Genomic DNA, 16,885 nt, shown 5'->3' with positions numbered 1-16,885 from the left:
ATCTTATGCGCTTACTTCACACCATGCTGCGCGTTGGCGACCTGCAACGCTCCATCGATTTCTACACCAACGTTCTTGGCATGAAACTGCTGCGCACCAGTGAAAACCCGGAATATAAATATTCGCTGGCGTTCGTTGGCTACGGCCCGGAGAGCGAAGAAGTGGTCATTGAGCTGACCTACAACTGGGGCGTGGAAAGCTATGAGCTGGGTACGGCCTACGGCCATATCGCCATCAGCGTGGACAATGCCGCAGAAGCCTGCGAGCGTATCCGCAATAACGGCGGCAACGTTACCCGTGAAGCAGGCCCGGTCAAAGGCGGCTCCACGGTTATCGCTTTTGTAGAAGATCCGGACGGTTACAAAATCGAGCTTATCGAAGAGAAAGACGCGGGTCGCGGCCTCGGCAACTGATCCCTCCGGCGGGCGTTCTGCCCGCCTTGCTGCATCCCGTCGTGAAATTTGCCATAATGCGCGCTGCTTTAATTCCCCAAACTTAAGAGACGCTGATGTCCGATAACGCTCAACTGACCGGTCTGTCCGACCGTTTTCGTGGCTTTTACCCTGTTGTCATCGATGTGGAAACCGCCGGTTTTAATGCTAAAACCGATGCGCTGCTGGAAATCGCCGCCATCACCCTGAAGATGGATGCCGATGGCTGGCTGACCCCTGATGAAACGCTACATTTTCACGTTGAGCCTTTCGAAGGCGCGATCCTCCAGCCGGAAGCGCTGGCATTTAACGGAATCGATCCGCATAACCCGCTGCGTGGCGCCGTCAGCGAATATGACGCGCTGCACGCCATTTTTAAAATGGTGCGCAAGGGTATGAAAGAGAGCAACTGCAACCGCGCGATTATGGTGGCGCATAACGCAACGTTCGATCACAGTTTCATGATGGCCGCGGCGGAACGCGCATCGCTTAAGCGCAACCCGTTTCATCCGTTCGTGACCTTCGATACCGCCGCGCTGAGCGGCCTGGCGCTGGGTCAGACGGTACTGGCGAAAGCCTGTATCGCAGCCGGTATGGTGTTTGACAGCACACAGGCCCACTCGGCGCTTTATGACACTGAACAAACCGCCCTGCTGTTTTGTGAAATCGTCAATCGCTGGAAACGCCTGGGCGGCTGGCCGTTGCCGATGGTTGAGTCTGACAACACGCCTGCCGACGGCGAATAAGCGGAACGACGCGCAAAAAAAAGCGGCCCTGAGGCCGCTTTTTTATTCGCGTCTGAGACAAAACGCGGATCCGTTACGCCATTACTCTGCGCTCGGGGTGTCTGACTGATGCTTCGCCGCGGTTTCTTTGATCAGCTGCTGCAGTTCGCCGCGCTGATACATTTCAATCACGATGTCGCAACCGCCAACCAGCTCGCCATCAACCCACAACTGCGGGAAGGTCGGCCAGTTCGCGTATTTCGGCAGTTCAGCGCGGATATCCGGGTTTTGCAGAATATCTACATACGCAAAACGCTCGCCACAGGCTGACAGCGCCTGTACAGCCTGTGCGGAGAAACCGCAGCTCGGCAGCTTCGGGGAGCCTTTCATGTACAGCAGAATCGGGTTTTCAGCGATCTGGCGTTGAATTTTTTCAAGCGTAGTGCTCATTGTCTTACTTCCTCAAGCGTCATTACGGCGTTAGCTTTACATTGTAGCGGCTCCGGAGCGTCTCGAAAATGCATAATCTTGCGCTTAAGCCCGGCGCCGTGCCGTGGTGAAAGAGAAGAAAATAATAACACTTTTCTTTGCGCTGCCGATATTCTCTCCTGAAGAGGCGCGCTAAAATGCGCTCCACCGCAGCGGTAACTGGCGAAAAATGTTGCGCCGGTTAACGAAACTGCACTGCGAAGGTGATTTGCTGCTTAACTTTGGACATTTCTTTAGATTAGAATCAGCAAGCTCTTAAAATTCATCCGTTGGCATGATTGCCGGCTTTATGCAGGGGAATGCTCAGTGGCGCGCAAAACAAAACTTGCTCTCACGCTCTGTGCTTTGTTAATGACTTCATCACTGGCTTTTGCGCCTGTCGCGCATGCGTCGGAGCAGACGCACGCCTCAAAGGTGCAAAAAGCGCACGCCAGTACGGTGAAAAAGAAAACCAGCACAAAAACCCGTCAGACCGCCAAAAAAAGCAATAACGCAACGAAGACCAAAACGGCGAAATCCGCCAGCGAGAAGCGAAACACCACCGCGAAACGCACCAGCAAATCCTCTTCTACCGCCAGTAAAACCGCTTCCCGTCGCGCTTCCAGCACTTCCGTTAAACAGGCAAGCTCTCGTCTGACTGCACAAACGTGCGCTAAGACCCACAAAAATCGCAAAACTAAATGTGTGAACGGGCCGCTGACCATTGCGGACGCGCATAAAGCGCGCGTGAAAAAAGCCCAGACGACGGCCATGAACAAACTGATGAACCAGATTGGCAAGCCGTATCACTGGGGCGGTACCTCACCGCGTACCGGGTTCGACTGTAGCGGTCTCGTCTGGTACGCCTATAAAGATCTGGTGAAATTCCGCATCCCGCGCACGGCGAACGAAATGTATCACCTGCGTGATGCCGCGCCGGTGAACCGCGGCGAGCTGGAAAGTGGCGATCTGGTGTTCTTCCGCACCCAGGGCCGCGGCACGGCGGACCACGTGGGCGTTTATGTTGGTAACGGCAAATTCATTCAGTCACCGCGCAGCGGTCAGGAAATCCAGATAACCTCACTGAGCGAAGATTACTGGCAGCGCCATTACGTCGGCGCCCGCCGCGTGATGACCCCACGTACGATCCGCTGACCGCACTCACGTTACCGTGATCATAAAAAAACGGAGAAGGTCCCCCTTCTCCGTTTTGCTTTTTATGACGTGCTGGCATTATTCAACACGGCACGCCGTTTGCGCCTCCCGGCGGCTGGAAAGCAGCACCAGCAGTAAGCCAAGTGCGGCAATCAGCGCCCCCATGACCGGCACCACGCTGTAGCCAAGCCCCGCATGAATGACCGCACCACCCGCCGCCGCACCCAGCGCGTTGCCAAGATTAAACGCACCGATATTTACCGAAGAGGACAGTCCCGGCGCTTCGCTGGCCACGCGCATCACGCGCATCTGCAGCGGCGGCACCACAGCGAACGTCGCTGCTCCCCAGACCACCATGGCGATCGCCGCGCCGATTTCGGTTTTCGCAAGCCAGGGGATCGCTGCCATGATAACGATAAGCAGCAGCAGAAAGCCCTTCAGCGTACCGCTCACTGAGCGATCCGCGAGGCGGCCCCCCAGATAGTTGCCGATGGAAAACCCGACGCCTATCAGCACAAGCATTGCGGTCACGAATGCCGCACTGGCATCAGTGATGTGGTGCAACACCGGCGCGATGTAGGTATAGAGCGTGAACATCGCGCCGGCGCCAAGCACCGTGGTCAGCAGCGCGCTTACCACCTGCGGGTGCATCAGCACCGTCAGCTCGCTTTTCACATCCGGACGCTCGCCGCTGCCGCCTTTGGGCAGGGAGAACCAGAGGCTCGCCATCGCCACCAGCCCAAGCCCGGCGGTCGCAAGAAACGACATACGCCAGCCTATCGTTTCACCAAGCCAGGTCGCGGCGGGAACGCCACCGATATTCGCGATAGTCAACCCCATAAACATGGTGGCCACGGCGCTCGCCTGCTTCTGTTTTGGCACAACACTTGCCGCGACGACCGAACCCAGCCCGAAGAACGCGCCGTGATTGAGACTGGTCAGGATGCGCGACGCCATCAGCGTCATGTAGTCAGGTGCCAGGGCCGAGAGCACATTGCCGAGGGTAAAAATCGCCATCAGGAAAATGAGCGCACTGCGTCGGGCGCGATGCGACAGCAGCAGCGTCATAAGCGGTGCGCCAACCATCACGCCGACCGCATAGGCGCTTATCAGCATACCGGCTGCGGGAATCGACACATTCACGCCATTCGCTATCACCGGCAGCAGTCCCATCGGGGAAAATTCGGTCGTGCCAATGCCAAAAGCACCAATAGCCAGTGCCAGTAACGGGAAATTGACTTTCATTAATTGCTCCAGAAATTGTACAACAGCGCCGAATACACCGGCGTAACAGCAGGACGCAGAAAGGATGGCATGTTCAGACCGAATCGATAAGTAACAAAAACAGCAAAATATTATTGCGTATATGTTAAAGATTACGCAAATAGTGTTATTAGCGAATCATAAGGGAATAACGTGAAAAAGAAAGGCAACAGCGAAGGAAAGTGCGTTAAGCGCAGGAATTGTATAAAGAGAGCGGGAGAACGGACGCGTTCTCCCGCGACACGCTTAATGCAGGATGGCAGTAAACGCGCCTGCCACAATTAAACCCAGCACAACAACAGTCGTCACCAGCGAAAATTTCAGATCGGTACTCATGGTATTCTCCTCAAAGACCCCACAAAAAACAGGTAGAGCGCATTTTTACATAATCGGGCCGAAAAATCCTGCGACATTTAACCAGATATGCGTTTTCCCTCTTCCCCTTTCGATAAAGATAAGCCAAAATTCGTCGCTACTTTATTCGGTACCGGCCATCGACCCCTCCTCACGCTAAATGTCGCGTTTCCCGGCATGCCGCACGTCCCCTCGTGGCACACAGGGGTGTGTACAGGCAAACGATTAACCCGTGATTTTACAGGGCTCAGCCAGGGGTCTGGAGTAATTATTAATGGCAACAATTAAAGACGTCGCGAAGCGAGCAAACGTTTCTACAACAACAGTCTCACATGTAATTAACAAAACCCGTTTTGTGGCGGAAGAGACGCGCAACGCGGTATGGGCAGCGATTAAAGAATTACACTATTCGCCAAGCGCCGTGGCGCGCAGCCTGAAGGTGAACCACACCAAATCTATCGGGCTACTCGCGACCAGCAGCGAAGCGCCCTATTTCGCAGAAATTATCGAAGCCGTTGAAAACAGCTGCTTTGCGAAAGGCTATACGCTTATCCTTGGCAACGCGCATAACAATCTGGAAAAGCAGCGGGCGTACCTGTCGATGATGGCGCAAAAGCGTGTGGACGGCCTGCTGGTGATGTGCTCGGAATACCCGGAGCCACTGCTGGCAACGCTTGAAGAGTATCGTCACATTCCGATGGTGGTAATGGACTGGGGCGAAGCCAAAGCGGACTTCACCGACTCGGTTATCGATAACGCTTTTCAGGGCGGTTATCTCGCGGGTCGTTATCTCATTGAGCGCGGGCATCGCGATATCGGCGTGATCCCGGGCCAGCTTGAGCGCAACACCGGCGTGGGACGTTTCTCCGGCTTTATGAAAGCACTGGAAGAAGCAGCTATTAACGTGCCGGAAAACTGGATTGTGCAGGGCGATTTTGAGCCAGAATCCGGCTACCGCGCGATGCAGCAGATCCTCTCGCAGCCGCAGCGCCCGACAGCCGTCTTCTGCGGCGGTGATATCATGGCAATGGGCGCGATTTGCGCCGCGGATGAAATGGGGCTGCGCGTGCCGCAGGATATTTCCATTATCGGCTACGATAATGTGCGTAACGCCCGCTTCTTTAGCCCGGCGCTGACGACAATTCATCAGCCAAAAGAGACGCTGGGCCAGACCGCCTTTAATATGCTGCTGGACCGAATCGTGAATAAACGCGAAGAGTCACAGACCATTGAGGTGCATCCACGCCTTATCGAACGCCGCTCGGTGGCGGACGGTCCGTTCCGCGACTATCGTCGTTAATCCCCGCCGGGAGCCTGTTTACGCAGGCTCCCGCAGCCACTCCCGGTTCAGCGTTTCACTGTCCCCCAGATAATCAAGCAACCAGCGCAGCGCGGGCGAGGCATCACTCTGGCGCCACGTCAGGCAACAGGCCGCATCAGGAAAGGGATTGTCCAGCGTCAGCGCGTGCCACGCCCCACTATCAAGCCATGGCTTCGCAAAGTGCGTCGGCACCATACCGATACAGAGCCCCTCGCCAAGCGCGTCGGCAGCGCAGTACCAGTCCGGCACCACCACGCGCCGTTGGTTATCCAGAAGCCAGGTGATGCGTTTGGGCAGCGAGCGCGAGGTATCCTCCAGCACCAGCGACGGGTAATCGCGCAGTTGATCGTCAGTCAACGCGCCCGCCTGTTGTGCCAGCGGATGGTGGCTCGCCACCACGCAGCGCCAGCTCAACGCCCCCATATCGCGAAACGCAAAGCGCCCGCCCCCGACCGGGATAGCCTGCGTGGCGCCGATGGCAAGCTCTACGCGCCCGTCGGCCAGGGCATCCCAGACGCCGTTAAACACCTCCTGCGACACCAGTAACTCCACATCGGAAAAGTGTCGGTAGAAATCGAGTACCAGACGGCGGGTACGTTCAGGGCGCACAATATTGTCCACGGCGATGGAAAGCTGGCCGCGCCAGCCGTTCGCTATCTGCTGGCACTGTTGTCGGGTGATCATCATTTTTTTGATAACAGAACGTCCTTCACGCAAAAACCAGCTGCCCGCAGGCGTCAGGACCACATCGCGGTGCCGACGCTCAAAGAGCGCTACCGCGAGCCACTCTTCGAGCTGACGTACCGTATAGCTGACCGCAGAAGGCACGCGGTGAAGTTCTGCCGCCGCCGCGCTGAAGCTGCCGTTGCGCGCCACGGCGTCCACCACTTCAAGAGAATATTCGGACCACATTTTCTGCCTGCAAAAAATTTGAACGGAAACGGCAAATATTAGCGTTTCACAAGCCGGATTGCACTCCGTACACTCCTGGCTCTTTCGCGTATTAAGAAGTGAGTTAACGTTATGCGACCTACAAAAGGATTTCTTTGCTGGCTCGCCGGGCTGAGTGTGCTTGGTTTTCTGGCGACCGATATGTATCTGCCGGCGTTCGCCGCCATCGAAGCGGATCTCCACACTGCACCTTCGGCCATCAGCGCCTCCCTAAGCCTGTTCCTTGCGGGCTTCGCGCTCGCGCAATTAGTCTGGGGCCCACTCTCTGACCGCTTTGGCCGCCGTCCTGTGCTGCTGGCAGGACTTGGGATTTTCGCCATAGGCTGTCTTGGCACCGTATGGGTGCAGAGCGCAGGCGCCCTGCTGGCGCTGCGATTCCTTCAGGCTGTCGGTGTTTGCTCGGCGGCGGTAAGCTGGCAGGCGCTGGTGACCGACCGCTACCCGGCCCAACAGGCACGCCGTATCTTCGCCACCATTATGCCGCTGGTCGGACTTTCTCCGGCACTGGCACCGCTGCTTGGCAGTTGGATCCTGAACCATTTTGACTGGCAGGCGATTTTCGTCGTGCTGTTTGCGATTACGCTGGTGTTAATGATCCCGGCGCTGCGTCTGCCTGCGGGCGCGCCGCAGGGCAACCACGACGGTGTACCGCTGAGCTTTGGCATGCTGCTGCGCTCTAAAGCTTACAGCGGCAATGTGCTTATCTATGCTGCCTGCTCCGCCAGCTTTTTTGCGTGGCTCACCGGCTCGCCGTTTATCCTTCACGAAATGGGGTACAGCCCGGCCGTGATTGGTCTGAGCTATGTGCCGCAAACAATTGCATTTATGGTGGGCGGCTACGGTTGTCGCAGCGCGCTGCAAAAATGGCAGGGAGAAAAACTTCTGCCCTGGCTGCTGGTGGGCTACGCGCTGAGCGTTGTCGCGACCTGGCTTGTGGGGTTAAGCGACACGGTGACGCTTACCACGCTCTTAATCCCCTTCTGCCTGATGGCGATGGCAAATGGCGCAATTTATCCTATTGTGGTGGCCGCGGCGCTGCTGCCATTCCCGCAGGCGACCGGGCGCGCCGCGGCGCTGCAAAATACGCTGCAACTGGGCTTGTGTTTTGTGGCGAGTCTGGTGGTCTCCTGGCTTGTGGCAACGCCGCTGCTTTCCACCACCAGCGTGATGCTGTCAACGGTACTGCTGGCGTGGCTTGGCTGGTACCTGCGCGGAGGCCGCGTCGCGCAGGGGTAATCAGGCGAGCGATAATATGCATTTTTTGTTATTAGCTTGCTAACCATCAACGGTTGAATCATCGAAAAGCGAGGCCTATACTGGTTCGCGGCTCTTTGATAATTACCATAAATATTATGTAGTAACGGGAGCCGCTGGCTCCCGTTTTTGTTTGGAATGACATTTCTGGCAAGGGTCATCCCCTTCCTCTGTTCTACGTCGGATATCAGGCTCACGGACCTTTCCGTGATATTTCTCACACACCGAAAATTGCGACTACGCTCTTTGAAGGTTCTGATCACAGTAGTGATGGAGAAGCTATGAGTTCATCGTGTATAGAAGAAATCAGCATACCGGACAACCACTGGTATCGCATCGCATCTGAACTGCTCAGCCGGGCCGGGATCGCCGTTAACGGCGCTGCGCCTTCCGATATCCAGGTGAAAAACCCTGATTTTTTTAAGCGAGTTTTACAGGAAGGCTCACTCGGGCTTGGCGAAAGCTATATGGACGGCTGGTGGGAATGCGAGCGCCTCGACCTGTTCTTCACAAAAGTGCTGCGCGCCGGGCTTGAAGACCAGCTGCCCCATCACCTTAAAGATACGCTGCGCATTCTGGGCGCCCGCCTGTTTAATCTGCAATCGAAAAAGCGCGCCTGGATTGTCGGTAAAGAGCATTACGATCTTGGTAATGACCTCTTCAGCCGCATGCTTGATCCCTACATGCAGTATTCGTGCGGCTACTGGAAAGAGGCGGATAACCTGGTGGACGCCCAGCAGGCGAAGCTGAAACTTATTTGCGAAAAACTGGAATTAAAACCCGGCATGACACTGCTGGATATCGGCTGCGGCTGGGGCGGGCTGGCAGCGTTCGCGGCGCGCCATTATGGCGTTTCGGTCACCGGCGTGACCATTTCCGCCGAGCAGCAAAAAATGGCACAGGACCGCTGTGAGAGGCTGGACGTAACTATCCTTTTGCAGGATTACCGCGATCTTGATGCGCAGTTTGACCGTATTGTGTCGGTGGGCATGTTCGAGCACGTCGGGCCGAAAAACTACGCCACTTACTTTGACGTCGCTGACCGCAACCTGAAGCCTGACGGGCTGTTTTTACTGCATACCATCGGTTCGCGTAAGACCGACAATAATGTCGACCCGTGGATTGATAAGTATATCTTCCCGAACGGTTGCCTGCCGTCGGCGCGCCAGATTGCCGCCGCCAGCGAGCCGCATTTTGTGATGGAAGACTGGCACAATTTCGGCGCTGACTACGACAAAACGCTGATGGCGTGGTACGCGCGTTTTCTGGCTGCCTGGCCTGATATCGCCGATAACTATTCTGAACGCTTTAAACGCATGTTCACTTACTACCTTAATGCCTGTGCAGGCGCATTCCGTGCGCGGGATATTCAGCTCTGGCAGGTGGTGTTCAGCCGCGGCGTCGAAAACGGCCTGCGCGTTGCCCGATAAGCATTAACCCCGGCGCACGCCGGGGGCTTTTTGCCACTGTCGTTTCCGCGCTTTGTGACACTTCTCACGCTTTCACGACGTTTCCTTCAATAAAAGTGATCCCGCCAACAATCAAGCAACAGATGCATGGAAACCGGTTTCCATTTTGTTTCACACTGAGCGCCATTCCCCCTGCCTGATAAAGGAAACGCCTCATGAGTCTGTACCAGAGTATGGTCCATGTTATTGAAAACAAAATTACGCCGCTGGCGGGCGCGATGGGTTCGCAGCGTCATGTCGTGGCGATCAGGGACGGTTTCCTTGCCGCCCTGCCGTTTATGATTATCGGTTCGTTTCTGCTGGTGTTTATCTTTCCGCCCTTCTCGCCGGACACCCAAATCGGCTTCTGCCGCGCCTGGCTCGATCTCTCGCTGAAATATCGTGAACAGCTGATGCTGCCGTTCAATTTAAGCATGGGTGTGATGACGTTTTTTATCTCGGTCGGGATTGGCGCAAGCCTTGGCAAGCACTACAAGCTTGACCCGATCATGACTGGCCTGCTGGCATTTATGGCGTTTCTGCTGGTCGCTGCCCCTTATAAAGACGGCACTATTTCTACACAATATTTCTCCGGTCAGGGCATTTTCACCGCGCTGATTACAGCCATTTACGCAAGTGAAATGTATGCGTTCCTGAAGCGTCACAACATTACGATTCGCCTGCCGAAAGAGGTGCCAACGGGCGTGGCGCGTTCGTTTGAAATCCTGATCCCGGTGGTGGTGATTGTCTTTACGCTGCATCCGCTCAACCTGATTATCGAATCCACCACCGGCATGATCCTGCCGGAAGCGATTATGCACCTGCTCTCACCGCTGGTAGCCGCCTCCGACTCGCTGCCGGCGATCCTGATTTCCGTTTTAATCTGCCAAATTCTCTGGTTTGCCGGTATTCATGGCGCGCTTATCGTTACGGGCATCATGAATCCCTTCTGGATGGCGAATCTCTCTGCCAACCAGGCCGCGCTGGCGGCAGGTGGTGCGTTACCGCATATTTATCTGCAAGGCTTCTGGGATCACTACCTGCTGATTGGCGGGGTGGGCTCAACGCTGCCGCTGGCATTTCTGCTGCTGCGAAGCCGCGCCATACACCTGCGTACGATTGGCAAAATGGGCGTCGTGCCAAGCCTGTTTAACATCAACGAGCCGATTCTTTTCGGCGCGCCGGTCATCATGAACCCAGTTTTCTTCCTGCCGTTTATTCTGGTGCCGATGGTCAACGCAGTCCTGGCCTGGACTGCGACCAAACTCGGCTGGCTGGCGCAGGTCGTCTCGCTGACGCCATGGACCACACCGGCGCCTATCGGGGCCTCGTGGGCGGCAAACTGGGCCTTCAGCCCGGTAGTCATGTGCCTTATCTGTATGGTGATGTCGGCGCTGATGTACTACCCGTTTGTGAAAGCCTATGAACGCACACTACAGAAACAGGAATCAGCACAAGAGTCGCCCGCAAGTGACACCGTCACGAACAACGCCTGATTTTTTCACGCCTGCCCTGTTGGCAGGCGTTTGACTGAGCTATGAGGATGGATATGCACTACTCATTTCCTGAAGGATTCTGGTGGGGCAGCGCCAGCTCGGCGCCGCAAACGGAAGGTGAAAGCCTGAGCCACGGCAAAACGCCCACCATCTGGGACCACTGGTTCCGCCTGCAGCCGGAGCGCTTTCATCACGGGGTCGGCCCGGCGCAGACCTCGACGTTTTATGAGCACTGGAAAGAGGATATTGCGCTGCTAAAAGCGCTCAATCACAACACCTTCCGCACGTCTGTCTCATGGGCGCGACTGATCCCGGACGGCACAGGCGCGGTGAATCAGGAGGCTGTCGCGTTCTACAATCAGGTGATTGACGAGCTGCTGCGCCAGGGCATCACGCCATTTATTAACTTGTTTCACTTCGACATGCCACTCTCGCTCCAGGAGCAGGGCGGCTTTGAGAATCGCAAGGTTATCGATGCGTATGAAGCATATGCCCGCACCTGTTTTGAGCTGTTTGGCGATCGCGTAACGCACTGGTTTACCTTCAACGAGCCGATTGTGCCGGTAGAAGGCGGGTATCTGTATGATTTCCACTATCCGAACGTGGTCGATTTCCGCCGCGCGGCGACGGTGGCGTACCACACAATGCTGGCGCATGCCCGTGCGGTAAAGGCCTATCGCGAACGTAACGACGGTGGCGAAATCGGCATCATCCTGAACCTCACGCCCTCCTACCCGCGCTCGCAAAACCCGGCGGATGTGAAGGCTGCGCATATCGCCGATCTCATGTTCAACCGCAGCTTCCTCGACCCGGCGCTTCGCGGCAGCTACCCGGAGGATCTGGTAGCGCTGCTGTCTCAGTACGATCAGTTGCCCGCCTGCCAGCCTGGCGACAAAGAACTGTTGGCCGCCGGTGTGGTGGATCTGCTCGGCATCAATTACTATCAGCCGCGGCGTATTCAGTGTCGTGATTCGCAGGTTAATCCTGACAGTCCGTTTATGCCGGAGTGGTTCTTTAGCGCCTATGAAATGCCGGGGCGTAAAATGAACCCGTATCGCGGCTGGGAAATCTATGAGAAAGGCATCTACGACATTCTCACCCGCCTGCGTGTAGAGTATGGCAACCCGCGTTGTTATATCTCAGAAAACGGCATGGGCGTTGAAAACGAACAGCGCTTTGAACAAGACGGACAGATTCAGGACGATTACCGCATTGCGTTTGTGCGCGATCACCTGAAATGGCTGCATAAAGGCTTAAGCGAAGGCAGCCGCTGTCTGGGCTACCACATGTGGACCTTTATTGATAACTGGTCCTGGTGCAATGCGTACAAGAACCGCTACGGCTTTGTGTCACTCGATCTGGAAAGCCAGAAACGCACGATTAAAAAGAGCGGTGAATGGTACCGCCAGGTGGCGGCAAAGAACGGGTTTGATGAGTAACCGAGTGGCGGCCATAGTGCCGCCACACTTTGCAGGAAAATACGATGTCCACCATCAATGATGTCGCGCGCCTGGCGCGCGTTTCCAAAGCCACCGTCTCACGGGTGCTGAGCGGCAATCGCGGCGTCAAGGAAGAGAGCCGTCTGGCCGTGCTGCGCGCCGCTGAAATGCTCAACTATCAGCCGAACGCCATCGCGCAGTCGCTCTCCAGTCAGACGACAAATTGCATTGGCGTAATTTGTGCAAGCGAACATATCCAGCAGGCGACCTGCTGGCTGCAGGCGCTGGAAAAACAGCTCAGCCAGCACGGGAAACATCTGCTGCTGCGCTTTGCGAGTAACGCGCAGGAGGTCACGCGCGCCCGCGCCGAACTCGATTCCGGTTTATGCGACGCGCTGATGATTGTCGGAGCCCGTTTTCCCCTCCCGTCGCTTGATGACGATGTCATTCTGGTGGATTGCCTGAGCGCGGCGACTGGGCAGGGCATTCAGTATGACTGGCTGTACGCCGCCCAGACGGCAGTGCAATACCTGTGCAGCCACCAGCGGCGCGACATTGCCCTGATTAATTTCCCGTCAGGCGACGCCGCGGCGGAGATCTTACAAGGATATCGCCAGGCGGCGGAAAACCATCTGGTGCCCTTTCATCGCCAGCGCGTGATTGAAGACGAACCGGTGCTGCGCATCGCGCTGCAAAAGCTCATTAACAGCGGCGTAAAATTTAATGCGTTGCTGGTCACCGACGACAGACAAGCCCATGAGGCGATGGCAATGCTGCGCGAATATCGCTTTGCGGTGCCGGAGCAGGTATTGGTGTTCAGCCTGGAGAGCTCGGGCCGCGGCGTGGGCCTTGAGGGTGTGCCAGCGATTACTTATTCGCTGGAAAGTATCGCCCGTCAGGCGGTGGCGCTGCTGGCCGGCGGCGCGACGGGCGAACGGGTGCGGGGAACGCTGGTGAGCGCATAAGCCCCGCGCACAGGTTATTCGGCGGGATGCAGTTGCGCAGTGATCGCCGCTGCGGCCTCGCGGGAGGCCAGTACACGTTCTACCGTGTCTACTACCGCCTGGGTTTGCGGGTCGATTTCGATATTGACTCGCTGGCCCAGCTTCTTCGTGCCAAGCGTGGTGCGCTGGAGCGTTTCCGGGATCAGATACACGCAAAAACGCGTCGCCGTGACCTCACCCACCGTCAGGCTGATGCCGTCGATGCCAACATACCCTTTGTGCAGGATATATTTCATCAGCGTCGGGTCCTGTAATTTAAACCAGATCTGCCGGTTATTTTCAGACGTCAGGATCTTCGCAACCTCAGCGGTGGTCATAATATGTCCTGACATTAAATGACCGCCAATTTCATCGCTGAATTTTGCCGCGCGCTCAATGTTTACCACGTCACCCGTCTGTAAATCACCGAGATTGGTAATACGCAGCGTCTCTTTCATTAAATCAAAGCTCACGCGATTGCCGTTAATTTCCGTCACCGTCAGGCAGCAACCGTTATGCGCGACCGACGCGCCCGTTTCCAGCCCCGGCAGCAGCGCGTCCGGCAGCTCCACCACATGGGTGCGGAAATTCGGTTTCTCATCAATGGCCACCACTTTCGCCGTGCCCTGAACAATACCGGTAAACATATTTGCTACTCCTGGATTCGCTAAAATGGCGGCGCGCAGCCGCAAGATTCATAACCAGAACAATAACAGGTGGAATATCCCCTTGCCAGCCTGCGCGCCCTTAAGCGCATTATTTCACTGGCTTAATAGTGAACTCTCGCTACAATAGTCTGACACATTCCCCTGCATTTTCTTCTTGCTGCCCGTTGCGGCGGCTTTTTTGTCTTTCAAATAACAACAATATACAGGTGTTCACGTGCAGAAGTATTTTGTCGAAGCGCGTCAGTTATTAGCTCTGGCAATCCCGGTGATTTTCGCGCAAATCGCCCAGACCTCAATGGGGGTTGTCGACACGGTCATGGCGGGCGGCTACAGCGCCACCGATATGGCGGCGGTCGCCATCGGCACCTCTATCTGGCTGCCTGCGATCCTCTTTGGTCACGGCCTGCTGCTGGCCCTGACGCCCGTTATTGCCCAGCTTAACGGCTCCGGGCGTCGCGACCGCATCGCGCATCAGGTTCAGCAAGGCTTTGTGCTGGCAGGCCTGGTTTCTGTGCTGATTATGCTGGTGCTGTGGAACGCCGGACATATCATCCGCGCGATGCATAACATCGATCCTGTACTTGCCGACAAAGCGGTTAACTACCTGCGCGCACTGCTGTTGGGGACGCCGGGTTATCTCTTCTTCCAGGTGCTGCGTAACCAGTGCGAAGGGCTTGCCAAAACAATGCCGGGCATGGCGATGGGTTTTATCGGCCTGCTGGTGAATATTCCGGTGAACTACATCTTTATTTATGGCCATTTCGGGATGCCCGAACTGGGTGGCGTCGGCTGCGGGGTCGCGACGGCGACAGTGTACTGGGTGATGTTTATCTGTATGCATTTCTGGGTTAAAGGCGCAGGCTCAATGCGTGATATCCGTATGCAGCCCACTGCGAGCAGCTTCGACTGGCCGGTTATCCGCCGTCTCGCGCAGATAGGCCTGCCGGTCGCCCTGGCGCTCTTTTTCGAAGTGACGCTCTTCGCCGTGGTGGCGCTGCTGGTGTCACCGCTTGGGATAGTCGACGTGGCGGGCCACCAGATAGCGCTCAATTTCAGCTCGCTGATGTTTGTTTTGCCGATGTCGATGAGTGCCGCCGTGACTATCCGCGTCGGTTTTCGTCTGGGGCAGGGTTCGACGCTTGAGGCACAAACCTCCGCGCGTACAGGCATTGCGGTCGGGATCTGCCTTGCGGTGCTGACGGCGCTCTTCACTGTCGTTTTCCGCGAGCCTATCGCCCTGCTCTATAACGACAATCCGGCGGTGGTGGCCCTCGCCTCGCACCTGATGTTGCTGGCGGCGATTTATCAGATCTCCGATTCAATCCAGGTGATCGGCAGCGGCGTGCTGCGTGGCTATAAAGATACCCGTTCGATTTTCTTTATTACCTTCATCGCCTACTGGGTGCTGGGACTGCCGAGCGGCTACATACTGGGGCTGACTGACTGGGTCGTCGAGCCGATGGGCCCGGCTGGGTTCTGGTTCGGCTTTATTCTCGGCCTGACGTCTGCCGCCATCATGATGATGTGGCGTATGCGCTACCTGCAACGCCAGCCCTCGGAAACCATTCTTGCGCGCGCTGCGCATTAATATCAGCGCCGCCCTTCGGGGCGGCGTTTTTGTCTGCCGCTGACCCGCTGTATATTGACCGCGTCACGCCCGGCCGATCACTTTGTCAGCATTCTGCGCAAATACGCGGCAATCGCGTGAATTCTGAAAGAAAATTGACGTTTGCCCCTTGCCAGGCGTCGGGGCTGCCGTTAATATTCGTCCCCGCTGCAACACAGCATTGCGTTCATAGCTCAGTTGGTTAGAGCACCACCTTGACATGGTGGGGGTCGTTGGTTCGAGTCCAATTGAACGCACCATCCTAATGTGCGTCCGTAGCTCAGTTGGTTAGAGCACCACCTTGACATGGTGGGGGTCGGTGGTTCGAGTCCACTCGGACGCACCATTCTGCTTATCCCGGTAGTTCCTGATTTCTCCTTCTGCTGAACATCACTTCTTTTCCTGCGAAATAAGCGTACAGCGTTACCGCGCTCGTTTTAAAAACCCTTTTCTCTCGTCTGTAAAAACACATCACGCGGCACGCCTGAAGGCAAAAAAATGATTAACGTTTTTTCTTCGCGCCCGGTATGATTTTCGCTCTGGATATGTTCATTTTTACACACTTAAGCCGGTACCTGCCGGTACGTGAAGATTGATTAACAGGAGCGTTCTGATTGGACATCGGTAAATCGCATAGCATGGATGAAATTTACAGAGCGATAGGACATGCAGTGTCCCGCTTAATTGCCTCAGGAACCCCGGTGCAAACGGAGAACATCCTGGCACAACTCAAACAATCCGAAGCACATTCGGTCGATGGCACGAAGAAAATATACGCCGAGGCCATCCGTTTTGTCGCAGAAGGAATGAACCGGCCTTTCCCCGAACAGACCGCCTGACGCGTTAATAGGCGCGATCGTGACAGACACGTCGCGCCTCAGCAGTAGTTACCGTTTAAGCGCGTCACCCCCATTCGGGAAACGGCGTAATCACGCCTGCTGCGGGTACATGTTTTTAACATTATGCCGTACGGCATCAAAGATGCACTGTTGCGCTGCGCTACCACTGATATTCGCTGACATACGCTTTTTTCTTCGCCTTGTCATAAAGACACATCAGGCTCACCTTCTGCTTTACCTTCGCCATCCTGCCCTTTAGCAGCAGCGCCACTTTGCCGGTTTCGTCCGGGAACAGCACCGGTTTAGAAGTTTGAACCTCCGTCATTCCGGCCTCGCTCAGGCAGGCACGATTAAGGTCTGCAACGAGCGTTTGCCAGCTCTCATCGCTTGAGGCAAACGCAGGAAGGCTCATGAAGAGACTTACGTAAAGCAATAAAGCGTGGCGTTTTTTCATAACGCGCTCCTTTATCATCAGTAAAACGGT

General features: G+C 56.0%; 17 protein-coding genes and 2 tRNA genes. 13 read left to right on the top strand and 6 right to left on the bottom strand.

What is annotated here, in order from left to right:
• Positions 1-5: 5 nt before the first annotated feature.
• Positions 6-413 carry a lactoylglutathione lyase gene (gloA, locus tag AFK62_RS08950; RefSeq protein WP_007669073.1) on the top strand — a complete coding sequence of 136 codons (408 nt, stop codon included), beginning with the start codon at positions 6-8 and terminating at the stop codon, positions 411-413.
• A gap of 95 nt (positions 414-508) precedes the next feature.
• On the top strand, positions 509-1,177 hold the full coding sequence (gene rnt, locus AFK62_RS08945) for a ribonuclease T (protein ID WP_007669071.1): 669 nt from the start codon (positions 509-511) through the stop codon (positions 1,175-1,177).
• Positions 1,178-1,258: 81 nt separating this feature from the next.
• Here rnt and AFK62_RS08940 read toward each other — a convergent pair whose 3' ends face one another.
• Positions 1,259-1,606, bottom strand: coding sequence for a Grx4 family monothiol glutaredoxin (locus AFK62_RS08940; RefSeq protein ID WP_007676590.1), 348 nt, complete (start codon positions 1,604-1,606; stop codon positions 1,259-1,261).
• Between the two features lie 345 nt (positions 1,607-1,951).
• On the opposite strand from AFK62_RS08940, the gene AFK62_RS08935 reads away from it, so the two are divergent.
• On the top strand, positions 1,952-2,779 hold the full coding sequence (locus AFK62_RS08935; RefSeq protein WP_007676580.1) for a C40 family peptidase: 828 nt from the start codon (positions 1,952-1,954) through the stop codon (positions 2,777-2,779).
• 78 nt (positions 2,780-2,857) lie between these two features.
• On the opposite strand, the gene AFK62_RS08930 is transcribed toward AFK62_RS08935, so the two are convergent.
• Both AFK62_RS08930 and cydH read right to left on the bottom strand, forming a co-directional pair.
• Positions 2,858-4,024: an MFS transporter gene (locus AFK62_RS08930; RefSeq protein ID WP_007676579.1), complete on the bottom strand. Its 1,167-nt coding sequence runs from the start codon at positions 4,022-4,024 to the stop codon at positions 2,858-2,860.
• A gap of 264 nt (positions 4,025-4,288) precedes the next feature.
• Complete coding sequence (cydH, locus tag AFK62_RS22145) at positions 4,289-4,378, bottom strand: cytochrome bd-I oxidase subunit CydH (protein WP_032984622.1); 90 nt, start codon at positions 4,376-4,378, stop codon at positions 4,289-4,291.
• A gap of 292 nt (positions 4,379-4,670) precedes the next feature.
• Between cydH and purR the strand changes: the two genes are divergently transcribed.
• Positions 4,671-5,696: an HTH-type transcriptional repressor PurR gene (gene purR, locus AFK62_RS08925; RefSeq protein ID WP_007676578.1), complete on the top strand. Its 1,026-nt coding sequence runs from the start codon at positions 4,671-4,673 to the stop codon at positions 5,694-5,696.
• 18 nt (positions 5,697-5,714) lie between these two features.
• On the opposite strand, the gene punR is transcribed toward purR, so the two are convergent.
• Complete coding sequence (punR, locus tag AFK62_RS08920; RefSeq protein WP_007676577.1) at positions 5,715-6,629, bottom strand: DNA-binding transcriptional activator PunR; 915 nt, start codon at positions 6,627-6,629, stop codon at positions 5,715-5,717.
• Between the two features lie 111 nt (positions 6,630-6,740).
• On the opposite strand from punR, the gene punC reads away from it, so the two are divergent.
• From punC to AFK62_RS08895, 5 genes are all read left to right on the top strand, one after another.
• Positions 6,741-7,904 carry a purine nucleoside transporter PunC gene (punC, locus tag AFK62_RS08915; protein ID WP_032984620.1) on the top strand — a complete coding sequence of 388 codons (1,164 nt, stop codon included), beginning with the start codon at positions 6,741-6,743 and terminating at the stop codon, positions 7,902-7,904.
• A 299-nt stretch (positions 7,905-8,203) separates the two neighbouring features.
• Positions 8,204-9,352 (top strand): cyclopropane fatty acyl phospholipid synthase, encoded by a 1,149-nt coding sequence (gene cfa, locus AFK62_RS08910; protein WP_053531854.1) that lies wholly within the window; start codon positions 8,204-8,206, stop codon positions 9,350-9,352.
• Between the two features lie 194 nt (positions 9,353-9,546).
• Positions 9,547-10,866, top strand: coding sequence for a PTS sugar transporter subunit IIC (locus AFK62_RS08905; protein WP_053531853.1), 1,320 nt, complete (start codon positions 9,547-9,549; stop codon positions 10,864-10,866).
• A 53-nt stretch (positions 10,867-10,919) separates the two neighbouring features.
• A complete protein-coding gene (locus tag AFK62_RS08900) occupies positions 10,920-12,305 on the top strand; it encodes a glycoside hydrolase family 1 protein (RefSeq protein WP_007676567.1) in 1,386 nt (461 codons plus the stop codon).
• Between the two features lie 44 nt (positions 12,306-12,349).
• A complete protein-coding gene (locus AFK62_RS08895; protein WP_053531852.1) occupies positions 12,350-13,270 on the top strand; it encodes a LacI family DNA-binding transcriptional regulator in 921 nt (306 codons plus the stop codon).
• A 14-nt stretch (positions 13,271-13,284) separates the two neighbouring features.
• Here AFK62_RS08895 and AFK62_RS08890 read toward each other — a convergent pair whose 3' ends face one another.
• Complete coding sequence (locus AFK62_RS08890) at positions 13,285-13,935, bottom strand: riboflavin synthase (protein ID WP_007676562.1); 651 nt, start codon at positions 13,933-13,935, stop codon at positions 13,285-13,287.
• 235 nt (positions 13,936-14,170) lie between these two features.
• Between AFK62_RS08890 and mdtK the strand changes: the two genes are divergently transcribed.
• The 4 genes from mdtK to AFK62_RS08870 all read left to right on the top strand — a co-directional run bounded on the left by mdtK (position 14,171) and on the right by AFK62_RS08870 (position 16,401).
• On the top strand, positions 14,171-15,544 hold the full coding sequence (gene mdtK, locus AFK62_RS08885; RefSeq protein WP_053531851.1) for an MdtK family multidrug efflux MATE transporter: 1,374 nt from the start codon (positions 14,171-14,173) through the stop codon (positions 15,542-15,544).
• A 201-nt stretch (positions 15,545-15,745) separates the two neighbouring features.
• Positions 15,746-15,822 (top strand) — tRNA-Val (locus tag AFK62_RS08880).
• Positions 15,823-15,831: 9 nt separating this feature from the next.
• Positions 15,832-15,908, top strand: a tRNA-Val gene (locus AFK62_RS08875).
• A gap of 268 nt (positions 15,909-16,176) precedes the next feature.
• Complete coding sequence (locus AFK62_RS08870) at positions 16,177-16,401, top strand: hypothetical protein (protein WP_226991925.1); 225 nt, start codon at positions 16,177-16,179, stop codon at positions 16,399-16,401.
• 160 nt (positions 16,402-16,561) lie between these two features.
• Here AFK62_RS08870 and AFK62_RS08865 read toward each other — a convergent pair whose 3' ends face one another.
• The gene (locus AFK62_RS08865) at positions 16,562-16,855 is read right to left on the bottom strand and encodes a hypothetical protein (RefSeq protein ID WP_007676540.1); all 294 of its coding nucleotides are present in this window, start codon (positions 16,853-16,855) and stop codon (positions 16,562-16,564) included.
• Positions 16,856-16,885: the final 30 nt, after the last annotated feature.

The organism is Cronobacter condimenti 1330 (assembly GCF_001277255.1).
Classification (GTDB): Bacteria; Pseudomonadota; Gammaproteobacteria; order Enterobacterales; family Enterobacteriaceae; genus Cronobacter; species Cronobacter condimenti.
Note: the sequence above shows the minus strand (reverse complement) of the source record. Positions and strands in the feature narration are given on the sequence as shown.

What these genes read in the sequence shown, in the direction of transcription:
- cfa (WP_053531854.1), top strand. Translation starts at nt 8,204, where the DNA reads ATGAGTTCATCGTGTATAGAAGAAATCAGCATACCGGACAACCACTGG.
- cydH (WP_032984622.1), bottom strand. Translation starts at nt 4,378, where the DNA reads ATGAGTACCGATCTGAAATTTTCGCTGGTGACGACTGTTGTTGTGCTG.
- AFK62_RS08895 (WP_053531852.1), top strand. Translation starts at nt 12,350, where the DNA reads ATGTCCACCATCAATGATGTCGCGCGCCTGGCGCGCGTTTCCAAAGCC.
- punR (WP_007676577.1), bottom strand. Translation starts at nt 6,629, where the DNA reads ATGTGGTCCGAATATTCTCTTGAAGTGGTGGACGCCGTGGCGCGCAAC.
- AFK62_RS08900 (WP_007676567.1), top strand. Translation starts at nt 10,920, where the DNA reads ATGCACTACTCATTTCCTGAAGGATTCTGGTGGGGCAGCGCCAGCTCG.
- purR (WP_007676578.1), top strand. Translation starts at nt 4,671, where the DNA reads ATGGCAACAATTAAAGACGTCGCGAAGCGAGCAAACGTTTCTACAACA.
- AFK62_RS08890 (WP_007676562.1), bottom strand. Translation starts at nt 13,935, where the DNA reads ATGTTTACCGGTATTGTTCAGGGCACGGCGAAAGTGGTGGCCATTGAT.
- punC (WP_032984620.1), top strand. Translation starts at nt 6,741, where the DNA reads ATGCGACCTACAAAAGGATTTCTTTGCTGGCTCGCCGGGCTGAGTGTG.
- AFK62_RS08940 (WP_007676590.1), bottom strand. Translation starts at nt 1,606, where the DNA reads ATGAGCACTACGCTTGAAAAAATTCAACGCCAGATCGCTGAAAACCCG.
- AFK62_RS08905 (WP_053531853.1), top strand. Translation starts at nt 9,547, where the DNA reads ATGAGTCTGTACCAGAGTATGGTCCATGTTATTGAAAACAAAATTACG.
- gloA (WP_007669073.1), top strand. Translation starts at nt 6, where the DNA reads ATGCGCTTACTTCACACCATGCTGCGCGTTGGCGACCTGCAACGCTCC.
- AFK62_RS08930 (WP_007676579.1), bottom strand. Translation starts at nt 4,024, where the DNA reads ATGAAAGTCAATTTCCCGTTACTGGCACTGGCTATTGGTGCTTTTGGC.
- rnt (WP_007669071.1), top strand. Translation starts at nt 509, where the DNA reads ATGTCCGATAACGCTCAACTGACCGGTCTGTCCGACCGTTTTCGTGGC.
- AFK62_RS08865 (WP_007676540.1), bottom strand. Translation starts at nt 16,855, where the DNA reads ATGAAAAAACGCCACGCTTTATTGCTTTACGTAAGTCTCTTCATGAGC.